Source organism: Variovorax sp. 20P10.2.4 (assembly GCF_058244205.1).
In genome coordinates, this window is the sequence record NZ_JBZAYE010000005.1 from 25,152 (window position 1) to 45,464 (window position 20,313).

The following is a 20,313-nucleotide window of genomic DNA, read 5'->3' on the forward strand; positions in this document are numbered from 1 at the left end:
ATTTGGCACAGAAACATGTGGGGTGTTTCGACGACAAATCAACGCTTGTCAGCAATGTCCTGGACGACCCGTTGCACGAACGATTCGAGGGACATTGCACCGAGGTCTTGATTGCCTCGGGCGCGCACTGCGACGGCGCCAGCTTCCTTTTCCTTGTCGCCCACGACAACGATGTAAGGGAGCTTTTGCAACGAATGCTTGCGTATTTTATACGTAATCTTCTCGTTGTGCAGATCAAGCTGGACCCTAAGCCCTTGATTTTGCAGCGTTTTCGCAACTTGCGCAGCGTAGTCGGCCTGTCCTTCGCTGATATTGAGCACCGCCACCTGCACTGGCGCGAGCCAGGCGGGCATCGCGCCGGCATGGTGTTCGATCAGCATGCCGATGAATCGCTCGAGGCTGCCGACGATCGCGCGGTGCAGCATCACCGGGTGCGCGCGGCCGCTCGACTCCGTCACGTACTCGCCGCCCAGGCGCTCGGCCGTGTTGAAGTCGACCTGCATCGTGCCGCACTGCCACTGGCGGCCGATCGCATCGCGCAGCGTGTACTCGATCTTCGGTCCGTAGAAGGCGCCATCGCCCGGGGCGATCACGAACTCCACGCCCGAGCGGCGCAGCGATTCCATCACCGCGTGCTCGGCCTTGTCCCAGAGCTCGTCGGAGCCCACGCGGTTCTCGGGCCGCGTCGCGACCTTGTAGAGGATGTCCGTGAAGCCGAAGTCCGCGTACACCTTCTGCAGCTGCGCCGTGTAGGCGATGCATTCGTCGAGGATCTGGTCCTCCGTGCAGAAGATGTGGCCGTCGTCCTGCGTGAAGCCACGCACGCGCATGATGCCGTGCAGCGCGCCGCTCGGCTCGTTGCGGTGGCACTGGCCGAACTCGCCGTAGCGCAGCGGCAGGTCGCGGTAGCTGCGCAGGTCGCTCTTGAAGATCAGCACGTGGCCCGGGCAGTTCATCGGCTTGAGCGCGTACTCGCGCTTCTCCGACTCCGTCGTGAACATGTTGTCGCGGTAGTTCTGCCAGTGGCCCGTCTTCTCCCACAGGCTCTTGTCGAGGATCTGCGGACCCTTCACTTCCCAGTAGCCCGTGTCGCGGTAGATGCCGCGCATGTACTGCTCGACCTGCTGCCAGATCGCCCAGCCCTTGGGATGCCAGAACACCACGCCCGGCGCCACTTCGTCGATGTGGAACAGGTCGAGTTCCTTGCCGAGGCGGCGGTGGTCGCGCTTCTCGGCTTCCTCGATGCGCTGGATGTACTGGTCGAGCTGCTTCTTGTCGGCCCAGGCCGTGCCGTAGATGCGCTGCAGCTGCTCGTTCTTGGCATCGCCGCGCCAGTAGGCGCCGGCCAGCTTCGTGAGCTTGAAGACCTTGAGGAAACGCGTGTTCGGCACGTGCGGGCCGCGGCACATGTCGACGTATTCCTGGTGGTAGTACAAGCCCATGGCCTGCTCGTCGGGCATGTCCTCGACCAGGCGCAGCTTGTAGTCCTCGCCGCGCGACTTGAAGACCTCGATCACCTCGGCGCGCGGCGTCATCTTCTTGACCACGTCGTAGTCCTGCGCGATCAGCTCGCGCATGCGCGCCTCGATCGCGGCCATGTCCTCGGGCGTGAAGGGGCGCTCGAACGCGATGTCGTAGTAGAAACCCTCCTCGATCACCGGGCCGATCACCATCTTGGCCGTCGGATAGAGCTGCTTGACCGCGTGGCCGACCAGGTGGGCCGTCGAGTGGCGGATGATCTCCAGGCCCTCGTCGTCCTTGGGCGTGATGATCTGGAGCTTGGCATCGTGGTCGATGACGTCGCTGGCGTCGACCAGACGGCCGTCGACCTTGCCGGCCACCGTCATCTTGGCGAGGCCGGGGCCGATGGACTTGGCAACGTCGGCCACCGAGACCGGGCCGGGATACTCGCGCTGCGAGTTGTCGGGGAGCGTGATGTGGATCATGAAAAACCTCGGGCGAAAAACAAAAAAGCGCGGTGGATGACCGCGCTTTGCTGTGGCAGGGAAGCTGGCTCGAACCAGCGCGCGCGGTTTAGCGGGCGCTTCCTTCGAAGAAGAAAACACCGCAGGTGGCTTGCGGGGTAGTTCGCGGTGTCATAACCAAAGTGCCTTTCTCGCCCTTGTTGACAGTGAAGCCTCGGATTCTAGCCGCTCGGCGCGCGGGCCGTGCCGAGCGGCCCATTAGCCCATTACGCCGCGGCCGCCGCGTTCTTGAGCCCCAGCACGTCGATCGGCTCGATCGCCGGCGGCTTCGCGAACAGCTCGGGCGCCTTCGCCATCAGCGCCTGCGCGATCGGGCCGACGAGGTGCGCCTGGCGGCCCGCCTCGGTCTCGAACGCATCGAACACGCCGAAGGTGGTCGGCGACAGCCGCAGCGCGAACCAGATCGGCGTGGTGGCTTCGTCGCGCGCCATCGCGAGGCCGGCCTCGAGGAACTGCTGGACCTCGGCCTCCTTGCCGGGCTTGGCTTCGAGGCGGGCGAACAGGGCGAACTTGATCATGGACATCTCCGGTCGTTGCAAGGTGGAAGCGGTGCGCGGATCGCAACCGCTGCGGCGACTCTAGAGTCCGCCCTCGCTCTCACCTATTGGCATTTTTGACATCTTTGATATTGTTATTGCCATGCAACTCGACATCCTAGCGCTCGACGGCGTGTTCGACACCGGCCTCGCCACGGTGGCCGACGTCTTCACCACCGCCAACGAACTGGCGGGCCTGCTCGCGCTCGGCGTACCGCCCTTCGAGGTCCGCCTTGCCGGCCTGCGCAAGCGCGTGCGCACGGCACAAGGCCTGAGCGTGCCGGTCGTGCCGTTCGCCGCTGCCAAGGCACCCGACTGGATCGCGATCCCGGCCATCGGCGAGAAGATGCCCGAGGGCCTGGCGCGGGCGCTCGAACGCAAGGACATCGCCGATGCCGGCGCCGCGCTGCGCGAACGTGCCGACGAGGGCGCGAAGATCGCCGCCGCCTGCATCGGCACCTTCGTGCTGGCCGAATCGGGCCTGCTCGATCGTCAGCAGGCCACCACCACCTGGTGGCTCGCCTCGATGTTCCGCCAGCGCTATCCCGAGGTGCGGCTCGACGACACGCGCATGCTCGTGCCCTCGGGCCCGTCGCTGGTCACCGCCGGCGCGGCGCTCGGCCATGTCGACATGGCGCTGTGGCTGGTGCGCCAGGTCAGTCCCGAGCTGGCCGCCACGGTGGCGCGCTACCTGATCGTCGATTCGCGGCCCGCGCAATCCGCCTACGTGATCCACGACCACCTGAGCCATGCCGATCCGATGGTCGAGCGCTTCGAGCGCTGGGCGCGCGCGCGGCTGGCCGACGGCTTCTCGCTCGACGACGCGGCGCGTGCCGTCGGCACCAGCAAGCGCACGCTGGCGCGCCGGCTGCAGCAGGTGCTCGGCAAGAGCCCGCTCGGCTACGTGCAGGACCTGCGCGTGGAGCGCGCGGTGCACCTGCTCAAGACCAGCGACCGGAGCCTCGAGCAGATCGCCGCGCTGGTCGGCTATGCCGACGGCGTGACCTTGCGCACCCTGCTGCGCCAGAAGCTGGGCCGCGGCGTGCGCGAAGTGCGCATGCGCGACTGAGGCGGGCCGGGCACGGACGAAAAAAAGCCCGGCGCGCGGCCGGGCTTCAAGGTGACAGCGAATGTCGAGTCAGTTGCTCAGTGGAACTGCTCTTCTTCCGTCGAGCCGGTCAATGCCTTCACGCTCGACTGGCCGCCCTGGATCACGGTGGTCACGTCGTCGAAGTAACCCGCGCCGACTTCCTGCTGGTGCGACACGAAGGTGTAGCCCTGTTCGCGCGCCGCGAATTCCGGCTCCTGCACCATGTTCACGTAGTGCTTCATGCCCTCGCCGCGTGCATAGGCGTGCGCGAACTTGAAGGTGTTGTACCAGTTGACGTGGATGCCGGCCAGCGTGATGAACTGGTACTTGTAGCCCAGGTCCGAGAGGTCTTCCTGGAAGGTGGCGATCTGCTTGTCGTCCAGGTTCTTCTTCCAGTTGAACGACGGCGAGCAGTTGTACGACAGCAGCTTGCCCGGGCAGGCGGCGTGCACGGCCTGCGCGAACTCGCGGGCGAAGCCGATGTCGGGCACGCCGGTTTCACACCACACCAGGTCGGCATAGGGCGCGTAGGCGACGCCGCGGCTGATGGCCTGCTCGAGGCCGTTCTTCACGCGATAGAAGCCTTCCGAGGTGCGCTCGCCGGTCAGGAAGGGCTTGTCGTTGGCGTCGTGGTCGGAGGTGATCAGGTTCGCGGCTTCGGCATCGGTGCGGGCCAGCACGATGGTGGGCACGCCCAGCACGTCGGCGGCGAAGCGCGCGGCGATCAGCTTCTCGCAGGCTTCGCGCGTCGGCACCAGCACCTTGCCGCCCATGTGGCCGCACTTCTTGACGGCGGCGAGCTGGTCTTCGAAGTGCACGCCGGCAGCGCCCGCGGCGATCATGTTCTTCATCAGCTCGAAGGCGTTGAGCACGCCGCCGAAACCGGCTTCCGCGTCGGCCACGATCGGCAGGAAGTAGTCGATGAACTCCTTGTCGCCCGGGTTCACGCCACGGCCCCACTGGATTTCATCGGCGCGGCGGAAGGTGTTGTTGATGCGGCGGACCATGGTGGGCACCGAGTCGTACGCGTAGAGCGACTGGTCGGGGTACATGGTTTCCGAGCTGTTGCCGTCGGCGGCCACTTGCCAGCCCGACAGGTACACCGCTTCGAGGCCGGCCTTGGCCTGCTGCATGGCCTGGCCGGCGGAGATCGCGCCGAAGGCGTTCACGTAGCCCTTCTTCGAACCACCGTTGATCTTGTCCCAGAGCTTCTCGGCACCGCGCTTGGCGAGCGTGTAGTCGATCGGGAACGAACCGCGCAGGCGCACCACGTCGGCCGCGCTGTAGCCGCGCTTCACGCCCTTCCAGCGGGGGTCCGTGGCCCATTCTTTCTCGAGGGCGGCAATCTGCTGTTCGCGGCTGAGTTGTTCGGTGAGGGTCTGGGGCATGGTCACTCCGTGAGTTGATTGAAGGGTTGGTTTTGAGCGTGTCGGCGCTGCGGCCATGGGCTTACTGTAATCGTGTCGCCCACTCTTATGTCTTATAGAAGACATATTTTTGCATCAATAAAATCAACAACTTACGGAGATATTTCTCAATGAGAAAACAACTTTCTCATATCGAGAAAAAATACTGCGGTGCAGCAGCGGCGATTTTCACGATGCGCAATCGCTCTTTCGTCTGTGAAAAACGCAAGCGAAAACCCGCCCCGCTAGCGCCGCGAATGCGCGATCCAGTCGCCGCCCGCGATCACCGCGCGTCCCTCGATGCGCGACGGATGGATCTCGTAGACCAGGCAATCGAACGCGCGGCCGTCGCTGGCCTGCACGCGCAGCCAGCGCTTGATGTACTCGCCCGAATCGTCGTCGGCCACTTCCTCGAGCCGGTCGAGCGCGGCCTCCACCTGCGCATCGATCGCGTAGATCTCGCCCTTCACGCGCGTCGCGCCTCCCAGCACCATGCCCGGATAGGCACCGAGGTCGTAGAGCGTGCCCGCGACCTCGGCATCGGCCACGCGGCGCGGCAGCGGCGCGAAGCGCGCGATGTCGTTGCGCCCGCCCGCGCGCAAGGTGCCGTAGACGAAGACGTGGCGCACGCCCGGTGCGGGCGTCGGTTGCGGCATCATCGATGCCTCCTTTTCCAAATCACCCCAGTCTATTGAACCCCGCCGCACCCGCCCCAGGCCGGCTCATGGCCTACGGCTGCCTCGCGCTGAGCATGTCGCTCGTCGGCTGCTATGTCGCTCTCTCCAAGCCGCTGGTCGCGGCCTTCCCGGTGCTGCTGCTGGCCTGGCTGCGCTTCGGCATCGCGGCGCTCGCCATGCCGCACTGGCTGCGCCGCGCGCCCGACGAACCGCCGATGACGGCGCGCACGCGCTGGCTGGTGTTCCTCGAGTCCTTCCTCGGCAACTTCCTGTTCTCGATCTGCATGCTGTTCGGCGTGAGCCTCACGAGCGCGGTCTCGGCGGGCGTGATCATGGCGTCGATCCCGGCGGCGGTCGCTGTGGCGAGCTGGCTGTTCCTGCGCGAACGCATCACGCTGCGCATCGGCCTCGCGATCCTCTGCGCGGCGATCGGCATCGGGCTGCTCGCGCTCGCGCCGGCGCATGCGAGCGCGCATCCGGGCGCGGGAGCGTCCTCGTCGATGCCGTGGCTCGGCAACCTGCTGGTGTTCTGCGCGGTGCTCTGCGAGGCCGCCTACGCGGTGATCGGCAAGTCGCTCACCGGACGGCTCGGCCCCAAGCGGATCTCCTCGCTGATCAACCTCTGGGGCTTCGTGCTCAGCACGCCGCTGGGCATCTGGTTCGCGCTGCAGTTCGACTTCGCCGCGGTGCGCCCCGGCCTCTGGCTGCTGCTGGTCGCCTACGCCCTCGCAGCGAGCATCTGGACGGTGTGGCTCTGGATGACCGGACTGCGCCACATTCCCGCCGCGCAGGCCGGTGTTTTCGCCGTGATGCTGCCCGTGAGCGCGGCCCTCGTGGGCGTGCTCGTGCTCGGCGAAAGCCTCTCCCTGGTGCAGCTGTTCGCGTTCGCGCTCGCTCTCGCTGGCGTCTTCCTGGCGACCTGGCCCGCGCGCCGCAGGCAAAACGGGCGCTCTCCCCTCTGAAAAAACAACAGCCTCCAATGAAAAAACCGCTTTTTCCCTTGGAAACGCGTTTTTTCTCATTTAGCATCCGCGATGCCAGTGGAGACCCTGTTTTTCATTGGTGACTGTTCAACCAAAAAAGGAAATCAACCATGGCAACTGCAAAGAAGGCTCCGGCCAAGAAAGCTCCGGCAAAGAAGGCCGCTGCTCCCGCGAAGAAGGCTGCTGCTCCCGCGAAGAAGGCCGCTGCACCGGCGAAGAAGGCTGCTGCTCCTGCCAAGAAGGCTGCTGCACCGGCGAAGAAGGCTGCTGCTCCTGCCAAGAAGGCTGCACCCGCGAAGAAGGCTGCTGCGAAGGCTCCCGCCAAGAAGCGCACCCCGAACGCCGCCTTCATGAAGGCCCTGACCCCCAGCCCCGCACTGGCTGCCGTGGTCGGCTCGACGCCGCTGCCGCGCACCGCCGTCGTGAGCAAGCTGTGGGACTACATCAAGAAGAACAACCTGCAAGACAAGGCCAACAAGCGCAACATCAACGCCGACGCCAAGCTGAAGGAAATCTTCGGCAAGGCCCAAGTGTCGATGTTCGAACTGGCCGCGCTGATCGGCAAGCACGTCAAGTAAGCGCACCACTCGAACGACCTCCGGGTCGATCAGGAAAGCCGGCGACAGCCGGCTTTTTTTCGTCCGTACCTTTTGCGAGCGCCTCAGCGCGAAGTGTCGGCACCCTGCGCAAAGAAGCGCGAGGGCGTGCAGCCGAAATGGCGCCGGAAGGTCTCGATGAACGCGCTCACCGAGCTGTAGCCCACCGTCAGCGCCACCGTGGTCACGGGCTCGTCCATGCCCAGCAATTGCACCGCCTTGAGCAGCCGCGCCTGCTGGCGCCACTGCGCGAAGCTCAGGCCGGTCTCGGCGGCGAAGCGGCGCGTGAGCGTGCGGCGTGCCATGCCGATGCGATCAGCCCATTGCTCGAGCGTGTCGTCGCGCGCGGGATCGTCGGCCAGCGCAGTGGCCAGCGCGAGCAGGCGCCGCTCCTGCGGCAGCGCGAGGTGCAGCGAGGTCCGCGCGCCCGCCGCCAGTTCGTCGACCAGCACTCCCACCAGCCGCAGGCGGCGCGCTGCCTCCCCCTCTTCGTCGAGCGACACCAGCCGCCCCACCAGCTCGCGGATCAGCGGCGTCGACGCGAACACATGCGGCTGCGCGGGCAAGGCCGTCGTCAGCGCCGGATCGAGATAGAGGCTCCACCCGGCCGTCGCGCCGTGGCTTTGCGCCGCGTGCGCGCAGCGCGGCGCGATCCAGCCGATCCATCCGGGCGGCAGCACCCAGCGGCCCGCGCTGGTCTCGATCAGCTGCAGGCCGGCGCGCAGCGCGAACAGCTGGCCTTCCTCGTGCGCATGCGCGCCCGTGGTGCGCGGTGCCTCGTAGGCGTTGAGGTCGAGCCGCACCGCGGCCTCAGCCATCGCGTCGCTCCATCTGCGACATGGCCCGATGGCGATACCGATTGGCATCGCGCCGCAAGCCCGCAACGCGGCGCCTGCCTAGCATCGAAGCCATCGATCCACCCTTCCCTCTCTTCTTCAAGGAACCGCCATGAAAGCCCAGGATGTCCTGCCCGATGACCAGAACTTCGCCGTCCTCAACGGCCAGCCCGTGCGCAAGGGCTCGGTCGGTGCCTTCCTCGCCAACGTGCGCGTGCTCGAGGACGCCCAGGCCGGCGAGGCGCAGCGCCAGGCCGCGCACGAGGACCTCGTCGCGCTGATCCCTGCGCTCGAGGCGCTCGGCCTGTTCGAGGTGTTCGAGCTGCGCTCCGCAGCCCTGCGCGCGGAGGTCGCGAGGCATCGCGCCGCGCTCAGCCCCGCGCCTGCTGCTGCGCCGCGCGCCTGATCGACGACAGCGTGCCGCGCGTGGTGATGACCTCGGGGTCGAGCGGAATCTCGATCAGCGTGCCGGTGTCGGCAGCCAGCGCGCGCAGCAGCGCGGCCTCGAACTGCGCGGTCTCGGTCACGCGCTCGGCCGCGTAGCCGTAGGCGCGCGCCAGCCCGCAGAAGTCGGGATTGCGCAACGCGGTGCCGCTGGTGCGCTCGGGGTACTCGCGCTCCTGGTGCATGCGGATGGTGCCGAACATGCCGTTGTTCAGCAGCACGACGATGCTTTTGCCGCCATGCTGTGCGGCCGTGGCCAGCTCCTGGCCCGTCATCAGGAAATCGCCGTCGCCCGCAATCGTGAAGGCCACCCGGCCGGTCGCGAGGCTGGTGGCGATGCCGGCCGGCACGCCATAGCCCATCGCGCCACTGGTGGGCGCCAGTTGCGTCTTGTGGCCCTTGGCGAGGCCGTGGTAGCGGAAGTAGCGATGCACCCAGCTCGCGAAGTTGCCGGCGCCGTTGGTGATCGTGGCATCGGCCGGCAGGTGCTTCTGCAGCGTCGCCACCACCGCCGCCATGTCGACCGCGCCGCGCGGCGTTTCCGCCGGCATGCCGGCCAGCGCCTGCGGCTCCAGCCACGCCTCGTAGTCGGCATGCGCCTGCAGCGCCCAGTCCTCCCAGGGCAGCGTGGGCGGCGCGCTCAGCACCTCGAGGCTGCGCGCCGCGGCGCTCATGCCGGCATTGATCGCGAGGTCGGCCTGGTAGACACGGTTGAGCTCCTCGGCGCTGGCATGGATGTGCACCAGCGTCTGCTTCGCCTTCGGTGCCTCGAGCAGCGTGTAGCCGCCGGTCGTCATCTCGCCGAGGCGCGGGCCGATGGCGAGGATCAGGTCGGCGTCCTTCACGCGCTGCGCCAGCTTCGGATTGATCGCGATGCCAACATCGCCCGCATAGAGCGGATGGTGGTTGTCGAAGGTGTCCTGGAACCGGAAGGCATTGGCCACCGGCAGGCGCCAGTTCTCGGCGAAGCGCTGCAGCGCCTGCGCGGCCTGCGCGGTCCAGCCGCCGCCGCCGGCGATCACCAGCGGCTGGCGCGACTTCAGCAGCAGCTCGCGCAGGGTGCGCAGCGCGCCCGGGTCGCTCCAGGGCTCGACCGCCTCCACGCGCGGCAGCGGCCGCGCGGCGGTCTCGCTGCGCAGCATGTCCTCGGGCAGCACCAGCACCACCGGGCCGGGGCGGCCGTTCATCGCGGTCGAGAAGGCCCGCGCGATGTACTCGGGGATGCGGTTCGCATCGTCGATGCGCTCCACGCGCTTGGCGAAGCCCTTGGTGCTGGGTCCGAAGAAACTGCCGTAGTCGACCTCCTGGAAGGCCTCGCGGTCGCGGAAGTCGCTGCCCACGTCGCCGACGAACAGCACCATCGGCGTGGAATCCTGGAAGGCGTTGTGCACGCCGATCGAGGCATTGGTCGCGCCCGGGCCGCGCGTCACGAAGCAGATGCCGGGACGGCCCGTGAGCTTGCCGTGCGCCTCGGCCATGAAGGCCGCGCCACCCTCCTGCCGGTTGACGATGAAGCGCGCGCGCTCGCCGTAGGCATGAAAGCCGTCGAGCACCGCGAGGAAGCTCTCGCCGGGCACGCCGAACGCGATCTCCATGCCCTGTTCGAGCAGGCACTCGACGATCAGGTGGCCTGCGGGTTGTGATGTACTCATGAGCAGTAGAACTCCAACACTTTGTCCGCGGCGATTATGTGCGCCCGCCCCGCCTCCCTTGTTTTAATTCCCCAAATGGTTAAATTCGCGCCATGAAGGCCACCGCTCCCGACACGCTGGAACCCCGCTCGCGCGATGCCGACCGTTCGCAGCTCGCGATCCTCGCCTCGGCGCGCGACGAGTTCTCGGCGCGCGGCCTCGCGGGTGCGCGCATGGACAGCATCGCCGAGCGCGCGGGCCTCAACAAGCGGCTCATCTACTACTACTTCGGCAGCAAGGACGACCTGTTCCTCGCGGTGCTCGAGCGCACCTACGCCGACATCCGCGAAGCCGAGCAGCGGCTGCACCTCGACGAGATCGATCCGGTCGAGGCGATCCGCCAACTGGTGTCCTTCACCTGGCACTACTACCTCGAGCATCCCGAGTTCATCACCCTGCTCAACAGCGAGAACCTGCACCAGGCCTCGCACCTCAAGCGCTCGGAACGCATCCAGGAGATGAACTCGCCCCTGGTGCAGCTGCTCGACACGGTGCTCGAGCGCGGCCGGCGCGACAACCTGTTCCGCGCGGGCGTCGATCCGGTGCAGCTCTACATCTCGATCGCCTCGCTGTGCTACTTCTACCTCTCGAACAACCACACGCTCTCGGCCATCTTCGGCCGTGACCTGCGCGCGCCCAAGGCGATGGCGCAGCGGCTCTCGCACATGACCGACCTCGTGCTCGGTTACGTGCTGCACTGAAGAGCCCTTCCCGCCGCGCTCCGTCGCTTCCTGCCGCTCCTCGCGCGGCGGCGGGGCCGCGCGCCATCGCCGCGCACGACGACCCCCATCGCTTCCACGATCTACGGGTATCCACCAGGGTCCACCCGTTGACGCTGCCGCGCCCGCGTTCCTAGAATCAGCAATTCACTTATTGGTGAATTAAGCTCGCAACGACACCAGCGGCCCCGCCGCGCGGAGACACCACCCATGAAGCAACTCGCACGCACCGCCACGCTGGCCGCGATCGTCGGCCTGGGCGCCCTGCTCCCCGCCCTCGCCGGCGCGGAAGCCGCCTACCCCAGCAAGCCGATCCGCGTGATCGTGCCCTTCGCCGCCGGCAGCACCACCGACATCATTGCCCGCGCCATCGCCGACAAGATGGGCGCGAGCATGGGCCAGCCGCTGGTGATCGAGAACCGCGGCGGCGCCAGTGGCACCATCGGCCAGCAGGCGGTGGCCACGGCGGCGGCCGACGGCTACACGGTGATGATCCATTCGTCGTCGCACACGGTCAGCCCCTCGACCTTCGCCAAGCTGCCCTTCGACACGGTGAACGACTTCGCCGGCGTCACGCCGATCTCCTCGCTGCCCAACGCGCTGGTGATCGCGCCCTCGAAGAACATCAAGACGCTGCCGCAACTGCTGGCCGCCGCGCGCGCCAAGCCCGGCAGCATGAACTTCGCCTCGGCCGGCCAGGGCAGCGCCACGCACCTGAACGCCGAGAAGTTCAAGATGGCCGCCAAGATCGACGCGACCAACATCCCGTTCAAGGGATCGGGCGAGGCCGTCACCGAGGTGCTCTCGGGCCGCGTCGACTACTACTTCTCGCCGATCGCGCCGGTCATCGGCCAGATCAAGGAAGGCCAGTTGCTGGCGCTCGCCGTGGGTTCGCCCAAGCGCGCGGCCGCCCTGCCCGACGTGCCCACCACCGCCGAGGCCGGCGTGCCCGGCTCCGAGTTCAACTTCTGGATCGGAATGATGGCGCCCGCGAAGACGCCGCGCGCCGTGGTCGACCGCCTGCACGACGAGGTGGCGAAGGCCCTCGCCACGCCCGAGGTGAAGGAGCGCTTCCTCAAGCTCGGCGCCGATGCCTGGACGCTCAAGCCCGCGCAGTTCGACGCCTACATCAAGCAGGAGATCGCGAGCAACGCCGAGCTCGTGAAGGCCGCCGGCCTCGCGGTCCAGCAGTAACGCCGCTTCCGCTTCCGCCTCCGCCAGCCCCCGCCTCCCCCGCTCCGCCCGCAGCCCACCGACTTCCGACCGAACGTCCCGCGCCGCCACCGGCGCGCTCTCCATGATCCGCAAACTCCTGCTTTCCCCGGCGCTGCGCCCCTTCCTGCTGATCCTGCTGCTGCTGGTGCTGTGGGACCTGGCGATCCGCCTCTTCAAGATCCCGGCCTACCTGATCCCGCCGCCGTGGGAGGTGGTGAAGCAGCTGATCAACGAATGGCCGCGCCTGCTGGCCGAGAGCTGGAAGACCACGCTGGCCACGCTCGGCGGCTTCGGCCTCACCATCCTCATCGGCATTCCGATGGCGATGGTCATCGCCTACTCGCGGCTGGTCGAGTCCTACGTCTATCCGCTGCTGGTGTTCTCGCAGAGCATCCCCAAGGTCGCGATCGCGCCGCTGTTCGTGGTGTGGTTCGGCTTCGGCATCTTCCCCAAGGTGATCTCGGCCTTTCTGCTGGGCTTCTTCCCGGTGGTGGTCTCCACCGTGATGGGCTTCAAGTCGGTCGAGCCCGACATGCTCGACCTCGCGCGCTCGATGGGCGCGAGCCGGCTGCAGACCTTCTTCAAGATCAGCCTGCCGCAGGCGCTGCCGCAGATCTTCAGCGGCCTCAAGGTCTCGGTCACGCTGGCCGTCGTCGGCGCGGTGGTCGGCGAATTCGTCGGCTCCAACTCGGGCATCGGCTACGTGCTGCAGGTGGCCAACGGCAACTTCGACCTGCCGCTGATGTTCGCCGCGCTGGTCGTGCTCTCGAGCATCGGCGTGATCCTGTTCGTGGCGGTCGACCTGGTCGAGCGCCTGATGATTCCCTGGCACGCCTCGCAGCGCCACGCGGACTGATCCACCCCGCCCCTTTTCTTTCTGGTTCCTTCGCCCACGCCAACAACTCCCTGGAGACAAGACATGAAGAAACTGCTTCCCTCGCTGCTCGCCGCCGCCGCGCTCGCCACCTTCGCCATCGCTCCCGCCCATGCGCAGGGCGACAAGCCCAAGGACAAGGTCACGCTGATGCTCAACTGGTATCTGTACAGCGAGCACGCGCCCTTCTTCCTCGGCAAGGAAAAGGGCTTCTACGCCGAGGAAGGCATCGACCTCGACATCCAGGAAGGCCGCGGCTCCGCCGTCACCGCGCAGGCGGTGGCCGCCAAGTCGGCGACCTTCGGCTACATCGACGTCACGACCATGATCAAGGCCGCCGCCAAGGGCGCGCCGCTGAAGTCCACCGGCGTGCTGTTCCAGGTCAGCCCGATGTCGGTCATGGGATTCACCGAGAAGAACATCAAGACGCCGAAGGACATCGTCGGCAAGACCGTGGCCGTGACGCCGGGCGACTCGATGTCGCAGATGTGGCCGCTGTTCCTCAAGGTCAACGACATCAAGCCCGATCAGGTGAAGATCGTCTCGGGCGACGGCCAGACCAAGCTCAATGCGGTGATCAACGGCCAGGCCGACCTGCTGCTGGGCTACGTGATGGACCAGGCGATCAAGCTGCAGGACGCCACCGGCAAGCCGGTGTCGCCGATCCGCTTCGCCGACTCGGGCGTGAACCAGATCAGCTCGGGGATCATCACCAACAAGAACCTGCTGACCGAGAACCCCGATCTGGTGAAGCGCTTCATGCGCGCCTCGACCAAGGCCGCCGAAGCGGCCGAGAAGAGCCCCGAGGCCGCGGTCGACGCGATGCTCAAGGCCAACCCCAAGGCCGGCGTGCGCGACACGCTGATCGTGGGCATGAAGCAGAGCGTGGCGCTCTATCACACCAAGGACACGGCGAACCAGCGCCCCTTCCGCGTGGCGATGAAGAACGTCAACGAGTCGCTGGACCTGCTGGTGCAGTACGGCGGCATGGAAGCCTCGACGCGCGGCAAGCCAGAGGACTACGTGACGCTCGACTTCCTGCCGTAAACAACTCGCCCCCAGGCTCCGCGCACTTCGTGTCGCTTCTCCCACCCCCTACCGGGGGCAACACCAGCGGCCCGGCAAAGCCGGTTCCGCGGTGTTCCCCGAAAACGCCGCAAGCGCCCCGTCACCTCGTTCGCTTCGTCCTTTACTACGCTCCATGTCTCCAGTCCAACTGATCGAAGCGCGCGGCGTCTCGAAGATCTACCAAAGCAAGGATGGCCCCGTCGAGTCGCTGAAGCCGCTCGACTTCGCCATCAAGGAAGGCGAGTTCGTCTCGGTCGTCGGCCCCTCGGGCTGCGGCAAGAGCACCTTGCTGAAGATGGTGGCGGGCCTGCTGCCGATCAGCGGCGGCAGCCTCACGCTGGCCGGCAAGCCGATCCAGGGGCCGCAGAAGGACGTGGGCATCGTGTTCCAGAGCGCGGTGCTGCTGCCCTGGCGCAGCGTGGAGGACAACATCCTGCTGCAGGCCGAGATGCGCCACCTGCCGATGGACGCCGCCAAGGCGCGCGCCCACGAACTGATGGCCATGGCCGGCCTCAAGGGCTTCGAGCGCAGATACCCGTGGCAGCTCTCGGGCGGCATGCAGCAGCGCGCCTCGATCTGCCGCGCGCTGCTGCACGACCCGTCGGTGCTGCTGATGGACGAGCCCTTCGGCGCGCTCGATGCGATGACGCGCGAGAAGATGAACCTCGAGCTGCAGCGCATCTGGATGGCCTCGAAGAAGACCGTGATGCTGATCACCCACAGCATCCCCGAGGCCATCTTCCTGTCGGACCGCGTGATCGTGATGAGCGAGCGCCCGGGCTCGATCGCGGCCGTCTACGACATCGAACTGCCGCGCGCCCGCACCCTGGACATGATGGCCTCGAGCGAGTTCGGCCACTACACGAAGCTGGTGCGCGCGCATTTCTTCTCGCAGGGCATCCTGGACCACTGACCATGGACGCGCCTCGCTTCCACGTCGAGGAGATCCGCTTCGCCGAGCGCGACGTCGCGCTGCGGCTGCCGTTCCGCTTCGGCGCCGCCACCGTCACCGCCTGCCCGCAGGTCTACGTGCGCGCGCGCATCCGCTTCGAGGACGGCCGCACGGCCAGCGGCTGCGCGGCCGAGATGATGGTGCCCAAGTGGTTCGACAAGAACCCGGCGCTCACCAACGAACAGAACTTCGAGCAGTTGCGCTTCGCGCTGCGCGATGCGCGCGAGGCCTACACCGGCGAGGCCGATGCGCAGACCGCGTGGACGCATTTCGCCGCCAACTACGCCGCGCTGATGGCGCGCGCCCGTGCCAAGGGCCTGCAGCCGCTGGTGGCGGGCTATGGCCCGGCCCTGATCGACCGCGCGATCTTCGATGCGCTGTGCCTGCACGCCGGCACCGGCTTCGCCGCCGCGATGAGCGCCAACCTCGGCGGCATCGACATCGCGGGCAGCGGCCTGGCCGACGACCTCGCGGGCTTCGACATGTCCGGCTTCCTCGCGCGGCAGCGCCCCGCGGAGCGCATCGCCGCGCGCCACACCGTGGGCCTGGCCGACGCGATCGACGACGGCGATGCCCTGCCCGACGCACCGGCCGACGGCCTGCCCACCACGCTCGTAGCCGCCGTGCGCCGCTACGGCCTCACGCACTTCAAGCTCAAGCTCTGCGGCGACACCGCGCGCGACATCGACCGGCTCGAGCGCATCGCGCGCGCCATCGACAGCCATGCGCAGTTGGTCACGCTCGACGGCAACGAGCAGTACGCCGACGCCGATGCCTTCGGCGCCTTCCTCGACCGCCTGCTGTCCACGCCCGCGCTGTGGGCGCTCGCGAAGAAGACGGTGTTCGTCGAGCAGCCGATCCGGCGCGACGCCGCGCTCGAGCGCGACGTGCGCTCGCTCGGCCGGCGCATCCCGCTGCTCATCGACGAATCCGACGCCACGCTCGATGCCTTCGTGCGGGCGCGCGAACTCGGCTACACCGGCGTGTCGAGCAAGAGCTGCAAGGGCTTCTACAAGTCGGCCGTCAACGCGGCGCGCTGCGCGCGCTGGAACGCGGCCGACGACGGCACGCGCTACTTCCTCTCGGGCGAGGACCTGACCATGCAGGCCGGCCTCGGCGTGCAGCAGGACCTGGCGCTCGTGAGCTGGCTCGGCCTCTCGCACGTCGAGCGCAACGGCCACCATTACGTCAACGGCCTCGCGGCCGTGCCCGAGGCCGAGCAGCAGGCGCTGCTGCGCGCCCACCCCGACCTCTACGAATCCAGCGATGGCGCGGTGCGCCTCGCGATCCGCGGCGGACAGCTCGCCCTGTCCTCGCTCGCCTCCGCGCCCGGCTTCGCCACCGGCCAGCCCGGCGCGGGCATCTCGTGGGACGCCATGCGTTCCGTCTACTGAAGCAGCGCTTCTCTGTCCCTCTCTCTCACTCAAGGAAAGAACATGCCCACCCAACGTCTAGGAATCATCATGCACGGCGTCACAGGCCGCATGGGCATGAACCAGCACCTGATCCGCTCGATCTGCGCCATTCGCGCGCAGGGCGGCGTGACGCTGTCGAATGGCGACAAGGTGATGCCCGACCCGATCCTGATCGGCCGCAACGCCGAGAAGATCGAGGCGCTGGCCAAAGCCCACGGCATCCAGCGCTGGGGCACCGACCTCGACAAGGCGCTCGAGAACAAGGACGACACCGTCTTCTTCGACGCCGGCACCACGCAGATGCGCCCCACCCTGCTGGCCAAGGCGATCCGCGCCGGCAAGCACGTCTACTGCGAGAAGCCGATCGCCACCAACCTCAACGAGGCGGTGGAGATCGCGCGCCTGGCCGAGGAAGCCAAGGAGAAGCACGGCCTCAAGCACGGCGCGGTGCAGGACAAGCTGTTCCTGCCCGGCCTGCGCAAGCTCGACATGCTGCGCCGCGCCGGCTTCTTCGGCCGCATGCTCAGCGTGCGCCTGGAGTTCGGCTACTGGGTGTTCGAGGGCGACCTGCAGCCGATCCAGCGCCCGAGCTGGAACTACCGCAAGGAAGACGGCGGCGGGATGATCCTCGACATGATGTGCCACTGGCGCTACGTGCTCGACAACCTGTTCGGCGAGGTCAAGTCGGTGAGCTGCCTGGGCACCACCCATATCCCGAAGCGCTGGGACGAGGCCGGCCAGCCCTACGAGGCCACCGCCGACGACGCCGCCTACGCCACCTGCGAGCTCACCGGCCACAACGGCGAGCCGGTGATCGCGCAGATCAACATGAGCTGGGTCACGCGCGTGCGCCGCGACGACCTCGTGACCTTCCACGTCGACGGCACCGACGGCTCGGCCGTGGCCGGCCTGTCGAGCTGCCGCGCCCAGTCACGCGTGGCCACGCCGCGCCCGGTGTGGAACCCCGACGAGAAGCAGACCATGAACTTCCTCGACCAGTGGCAGGAGATCCCGGACTCGCAGGTCTACGACAACGGCTTCAAGATCCAGTGGGAACACTTCATCCGCCACGTGGTGGAGGACGCGCCCTACAAGTGGACCCTGCCCGAGGGCGCCAAGGGCGTGCAGCTGGTCGAGGCCGCGCTCGAATCGTGGCAGGACCGCCGCTGGGTCGACGTGCCCGCGCTGAAGGTCTGAGACCCGGAGACCCGACCGCATGGCCCTCTCGCTCAAGCTCCCCACCGCCGGCGGCGCGCTCGCCGACTACGCGCTGCGCGGCAGCACGCCGCCGAAGCCGCCCGCGGGCGTGCGCTTCGACCGCATCGCCTACTCGGCCGCGCACGTCGTGGCCGACCCGCTCGCGGCCATCGATCCCTGGCTGCAATGCGCGGTCGACTGGGACGCCACCCTCGCCTACCGGCGCCACCTCTACGCGCTCGGCCTGGGCGTGGCGGAGGCCATGGACACCGCGCAGCGCGGCATGGGCCTGGACTGGCCGACCTCGCTCGAGCTGATCCGCCGCTCGATCGACGCCGCCAGCGACATCCCCGGCGCGCTCGTGGCCTCGGGCTGCGGCACCGACCACCTCGACCTCGATGCGGTGAAGAGCGTCGACGACGTGATCCACGGCTACGAGGAGCAGATGGCCGCCATCGAGAAGCTCGGCGGCAAGCTGATCGTGATGTGCAGCCGCGCGCTGGTGCGCGTGGCGAAGAGCCCGGCCGACTACGAGCGCGTGTACGACCGCATCCTGAGCCAGGCGAAGCAGCCCGTGGTGCTGCACTGGCTCGGCGAGATGTTCGACCCCGCGCTGGCCGGCTACTGGGGCACGACCGACGTCGATGCCGCGATGGAAACCGCGCTCGGCGTGATCGCGGCCCATCCCGACAAGGTCGACGGCATCAAGATCTCGCTGCTCGACAAGGACAAGGAGATCGCCATGCGCCGGCGCCTGCCGACCACCGGCGGCCCCGACGGCCAGGGCGTTCGCATGTACACCGGCGACGACTTCAACTACGCCGAGCTGATCGCGGGCGACGGCCACGGCAGCCACCCCACGCACGGCAAGAGCGATGCGCTGCTGGGCATCTTCGACGCCATCGCGCCGGCCGCCAGCGCCGCCCTCGGCGAGCTGGCCGCGGGCCGCGTCGAGCGCTTCCACGAGATCCTCGGCCCCACCGTGCCGCTGTCGCGCCACATCTTTGCCGCGCCCACGCGCTTCTACAAGACCGGCGTGGTCTTCATGGCCTGGCTCAACGGCCACCAGAAGCACTTCACCATGGTCGGCGGCCAGCAGAGCACGCGCTCGCTGCAGCACTTCGCCGAGCTGTTCCGGCTGGCCGACGCGGCCAACCTGTTCGAGCAGCCCGAGCTCGCGGTGCGGCGCATGAAGACGCTGCTGTCGCTGCACGGCGTGGAGTGATCCCGTCCATGCGCGACTTCTCGCAGAACCACGACTGGCTCTCGATCAACACCGCCACGGTGCGCAAGCAGTCGGGCGCCGAGGTGCCGCTCGACCGCATCGTCGACCAGTGCGCCGAGCGCGGCATCCGCGCCATCAGCCCCTGGCGCGACCAGGTCGCGGCCGTCGGCATCGACAGGATCGCGCGGCAGCTGAAGGCGCACGGCATCGGCCTCTCGGGCTACTGCCGCGGCGGCTTCTTCCCGGCGCCCGATGCCGCGGGCCTGAAGGCCGCGCTCGACGACAACCGCCGCGCCATCGACGAGGCCAAGACGCTCGATGCGCCCTGCCTCGTGCTGGTGGTCGGCGCGCTGCCCGGCGCGCTCGACGGCAAGGCCGCCTACAAGGACATCGCGCGGGCGCGCTCCGAAGTGCGCGACGGTATCGCGGCTTCGCTCGAGTACGCGCGCGAGGTCGGCATGCCGCTGGCCATCGAGCCCCTGCACCCCATGCAGGCGGCCGACCGCGCCTGCATCAACACGCTGGAGCACGCGCTCGACCTCTGCGACGAACTCGATGCGGGCAGGAGCGGCATGCTCGGCGTGGCGCTCGACATCTACCACGTGTGGTGGGACCCGAAGCTGCAGCAGCAGATCGCACGCGCGGGCCGCGAGCGCCTCTTGGCCTACCACGTCTGCGACTGGCTCACGCCCACGCGTGACCTGCTGTCCGACCGCGGGATGATGGGCGACGGCGTGGTCGAGCTCAAGAAGATCCGCGGCTGGGTGGAGGACGCCGGCTTCGCGGGCTTCAGCGAGGTCGAGATCTTCTCGAACCTCGACTGGTGGCAACGGCCGGGGGCCGAGACGCTCGACGCCTGCATCGAGCGGCATCGCAGCGCGGTCTGAGGCCCGGCCCCGCGGCGAACAGGCCATGGCGGCCTGTGCTGCAATGCGCCCATGCCCGCTCCCAGCCTCGACGACCTGCGCCGCTACGCCGTGGCGCGCACCCTGTTCAAGCCCACCACGCTCCCCGGCGCGATCAAGAAGCTCGGCTTCGTGCAAGCCGATCCGATCCGCGCCCCGGCGCGCGCGCAGGACCTGACGCTGCGCCACCGCGTCAACGACTACCGCGCGGGCGATCTCGAGCGGCGCTACACGCGGCTCGCGATCGAGGAGGACTGCCTGGTCAACTACGGCTTCCTGCCGCGCGAGCACCTGGCGCTGATGCATCCGCGCGAGGCCGCCAAGCCCTGGGACGCGGAGACGCGGCGCAAGGCCGCCGAGGTGCTGGCCTTCGTGCGCGAGCGCGGGCGCGTGCATCCGCGCGAGGTCGAGCAGCACTTCGCGCACGGCCGCATGCGCAACTACTGGGGCGGCTCGGGCAATGCGTCGACGCATTTGCTCGACGGCATGCACTACCGCG

The 20,313-nt window shown here is 67.9% G+C and carries 20 protein-coding genes; 14 read left to right on the forward strand and 6 right to left on the reverse strand.

All coding sequences use genetic code 11. The features are described from left to right. Positions 1 to 38: 38 nt before the first annotated feature. On the reverse strand, positions 39 to 1,946 hold the full coding sequence (gene thrS, locus AC27VN_RS01230; RefSeq protein ID WP_208509700.1) for a threonine--tRNA ligase: 1,908 nt from the start codon (positions 1,944 to 1,946) through the stop codon (positions 39 to 41). A gap of 245 nt (positions 1,947 to 2,191) precedes the next feature. Next, positions 2,192 to 2,503, reverse strand: a complete 312-nt coding sequence (locus AC27VN_RS01235; protein WP_431512300.1) for a putative quinol monooxygenase — start codon at positions 2,501 to 2,503, stop codon at positions 2,192 to 2,194. Positions 2,504 to 2,624: 121 nt separating this feature from the next. Between AC27VN_RS01235 and AC27VN_RS01240 the strand changes: the two genes are divergently transcribed. Then, positions 2,625 to 3,590, forward strand: a complete 966-nt coding sequence (locus AC27VN_RS01240) for a GlxA family transcriptional regulator (RefSeq protein WP_490875321.1) — start codon at positions 2,625 to 2,627, stop codon at positions 3,588 to 3,590. A 77-nt stretch (positions 3,591 to 3,667) separates the two neighbouring features. Here AC27VN_RS01240 and aceA read toward each other — a convergent pair whose 3' ends face one another. Next, entirely contained in the window at positions 3,668 to 4,999 is a 1,332-nt protein-coding gene (gene aceA / locus AC27VN_RS01245) for an isocitrate lyase (RefSeq protein WP_093342897.1), read from the reverse strand. A 263-nt stretch (positions 5,000 to 5,262) separates the two neighbouring features. Further along, positions 5,263 to 5,673, reverse strand: coding sequence for a gamma-glutamylcyclotransferase family protein (locus AC27VN_RS01250; RefSeq protein WP_490875331.1), 411 nt, complete (start codon positions 5,671 to 5,673; stop codon positions 5,263 to 5,265). 68 nt (positions 5,674 to 5,741) lie between these two features. On the opposite strand from AC27VN_RS01250, the gene AC27VN_RS01255 reads away from it, so the two are divergent. Continuing rightward, positions 5,742 to 6,656 (forward strand): DMT family transporter, encoded by a 915-nt coding sequence (locus AC27VN_RS01255; protein WP_490875322.1) that lies wholly within the window; start codon positions 5,742 to 5,744, stop codon positions 6,654 to 6,656. Between the two features lie 131 nt (positions 6,657 to 6,787). Continuing rightward, positions 6,788 to 7,255, forward strand: coding sequence for an SWIB/MDM2 domain-containing protein (locus tag AC27VN_RS01260; RefSeq protein ID WP_093342900.1), 468 nt, complete (start codon positions 6,788 to 6,790; stop codon positions 7,253 to 7,255). An 83-nt stretch (positions 7,256 to 7,338) separates the two neighbouring features. On the opposite strand, the gene AC27VN_RS01265 is transcribed toward AC27VN_RS01260, so the two are convergent. Beyond that, positions 7,339 to 8,091: an AraC family transcriptional regulator gene (locus tag AC27VN_RS01265; protein WP_490875323.1), complete on the reverse strand. Its 753-nt coding sequence runs from the start codon at positions 8,089 to 8,091 to the stop codon at positions 7,339 to 7,341. 130 nt (positions 8,092 to 8,221) lie between these two features. On the opposite strand from AC27VN_RS01265, the gene AC27VN_RS01270 reads away from it, so the two are divergent. Then, positions 8,222 to 8,515, forward strand: a complete 294-nt coding sequence (locus AC27VN_RS01270) for a hypothetical protein (RefSeq protein ID WP_209540877.1) — start codon at positions 8,222 to 8,224, stop codon at positions 8,513 to 8,515. Here AC27VN_RS01270 and AC27VN_RS01275 read toward each other — a convergent pair. Then, a complete protein-coding gene (locus AC27VN_RS01275; RefSeq protein ID WP_490875324.1) occupies positions 8,481 to 10,205 on the reverse strand; it encodes a thiamine pyrophosphate-binding protein in 1,725 nt (574 codons plus the stop codon). The two genes, AC27VN_RS01270 and AC27VN_RS01275, sit on opposite strands and share 35 nt — an antisense overlap. Before the next feature lie 92 nt (positions 10,206 to 10,297). On the opposite strand from AC27VN_RS01275, the gene AC27VN_RS01280 reads away from it, so the two are divergent. The 10 genes from AC27VN_RS01280 to AC27VN_RS01325 form a co-directional block, all read left to right on the forward strand. Next, positions 10,298 to 10,945, forward strand: coding sequence for a TetR/AcrR family transcriptional regulator (locus AC27VN_RS01280; protein WP_281077614.1), 648 nt, complete (start codon positions 10,298 to 10,300; stop codon positions 10,943 to 10,945). Between the two features lie 228 nt (positions 10,946 to 11,173). Beyond that, complete coding sequence (locus AC27VN_RS01285) at positions 11,174 to 12,157, forward strand: tripartite tricarboxylate transporter substrate binding protein (RefSeq protein WP_093342906.1); 984 nt, start codon at positions 11,174 to 11,176, stop codon at positions 12,155 to 12,157. 103 nt (positions 12,158 to 12,260) lie between these two features. After that, positions 12,261 to 13,034: an ABC transporter permease gene (locus AC27VN_RS01290; RefSeq protein WP_093342908.1), complete on the forward strand. Its 774-nt coding sequence runs from the start codon at positions 12,261 to 12,263 to the stop codon at positions 13,032 to 13,034. Positions 13,035 to 13,097: 63 nt separating this feature from the next. Beyond that, positions 13,098 to 14,099 (forward strand): ABC transporter substrate-binding protein, encoded by a 1,002-nt coding sequence (locus AC27VN_RS01295; RefSeq protein ID WP_490875325.1) that lies wholly within the window; start codon positions 13,098 to 13,100, stop codon positions 14,097 to 14,099. A gap of 154 nt (positions 14,100 to 14,253) precedes the next feature. Next, positions 14,254 to 15,033: an ABC transporter ATP-binding protein gene (locus tag AC27VN_RS01300; protein WP_490875326.1), complete on the forward strand. Its 780-nt coding sequence runs from the start codon at positions 14,254 to 14,256 to the stop codon at positions 15,031 to 15,033. Between the two features lie 2 nt (positions 15,034 to 15,035). Further along, the gene (locus AC27VN_RS01305) at positions 15,036 to 16,466 is read left to right on the forward strand and encodes an enolase C-terminal domain-like protein (RefSeq protein WP_490875327.1); all 1,431 of its coding nucleotides are present in this window, start codon (positions 15,036 to 15,038) and stop codon (positions 16,464 to 16,466) included. A gap of 42 nt (positions 16,467 to 16,508) precedes the next feature. Continuing rightward, a complete protein-coding gene (locus AC27VN_RS01310) occupies positions 16,509 to 17,684 on the forward strand; it encodes a Gfo/Idh/MocA family protein (RefSeq protein ID WP_209540883.1) in 1,176 nt (391 codons plus the stop codon). Positions 17,685 to 17,703: 19 nt separating this feature from the next. After that, on the forward strand, positions 17,704 to 18,909 hold the full coding sequence (locus tag AC27VN_RS01315; protein ID WP_490875328.1) for a dihydrodipicolinate synthase family protein: 1,206 nt from the start codon (positions 17,704 to 17,706) through the stop codon (positions 18,907 to 18,909). Positions 18,910 to 18,917: 8 nt separating this feature from the next. Next, positions 18,918 to 19,796: a sugar phosphate isomerase/epimerase family protein gene (locus tag AC27VN_RS01320; protein ID WP_490875329.1), complete on the forward strand. Its 879-nt coding sequence runs from the start codon at positions 18,918 to 18,920 to the stop codon at positions 19,794 to 19,796. 51 nt (positions 19,797 to 19,847) lie between these two features. Further along, on the forward strand, positions 19,848 to 20,313 hold a 466-nt coding region (locus tag AC27VN_RS01325), incomplete at its 3' end, for a DNA glycosylase AlkZ-like family protein (RefSeq protein WP_490875330.1).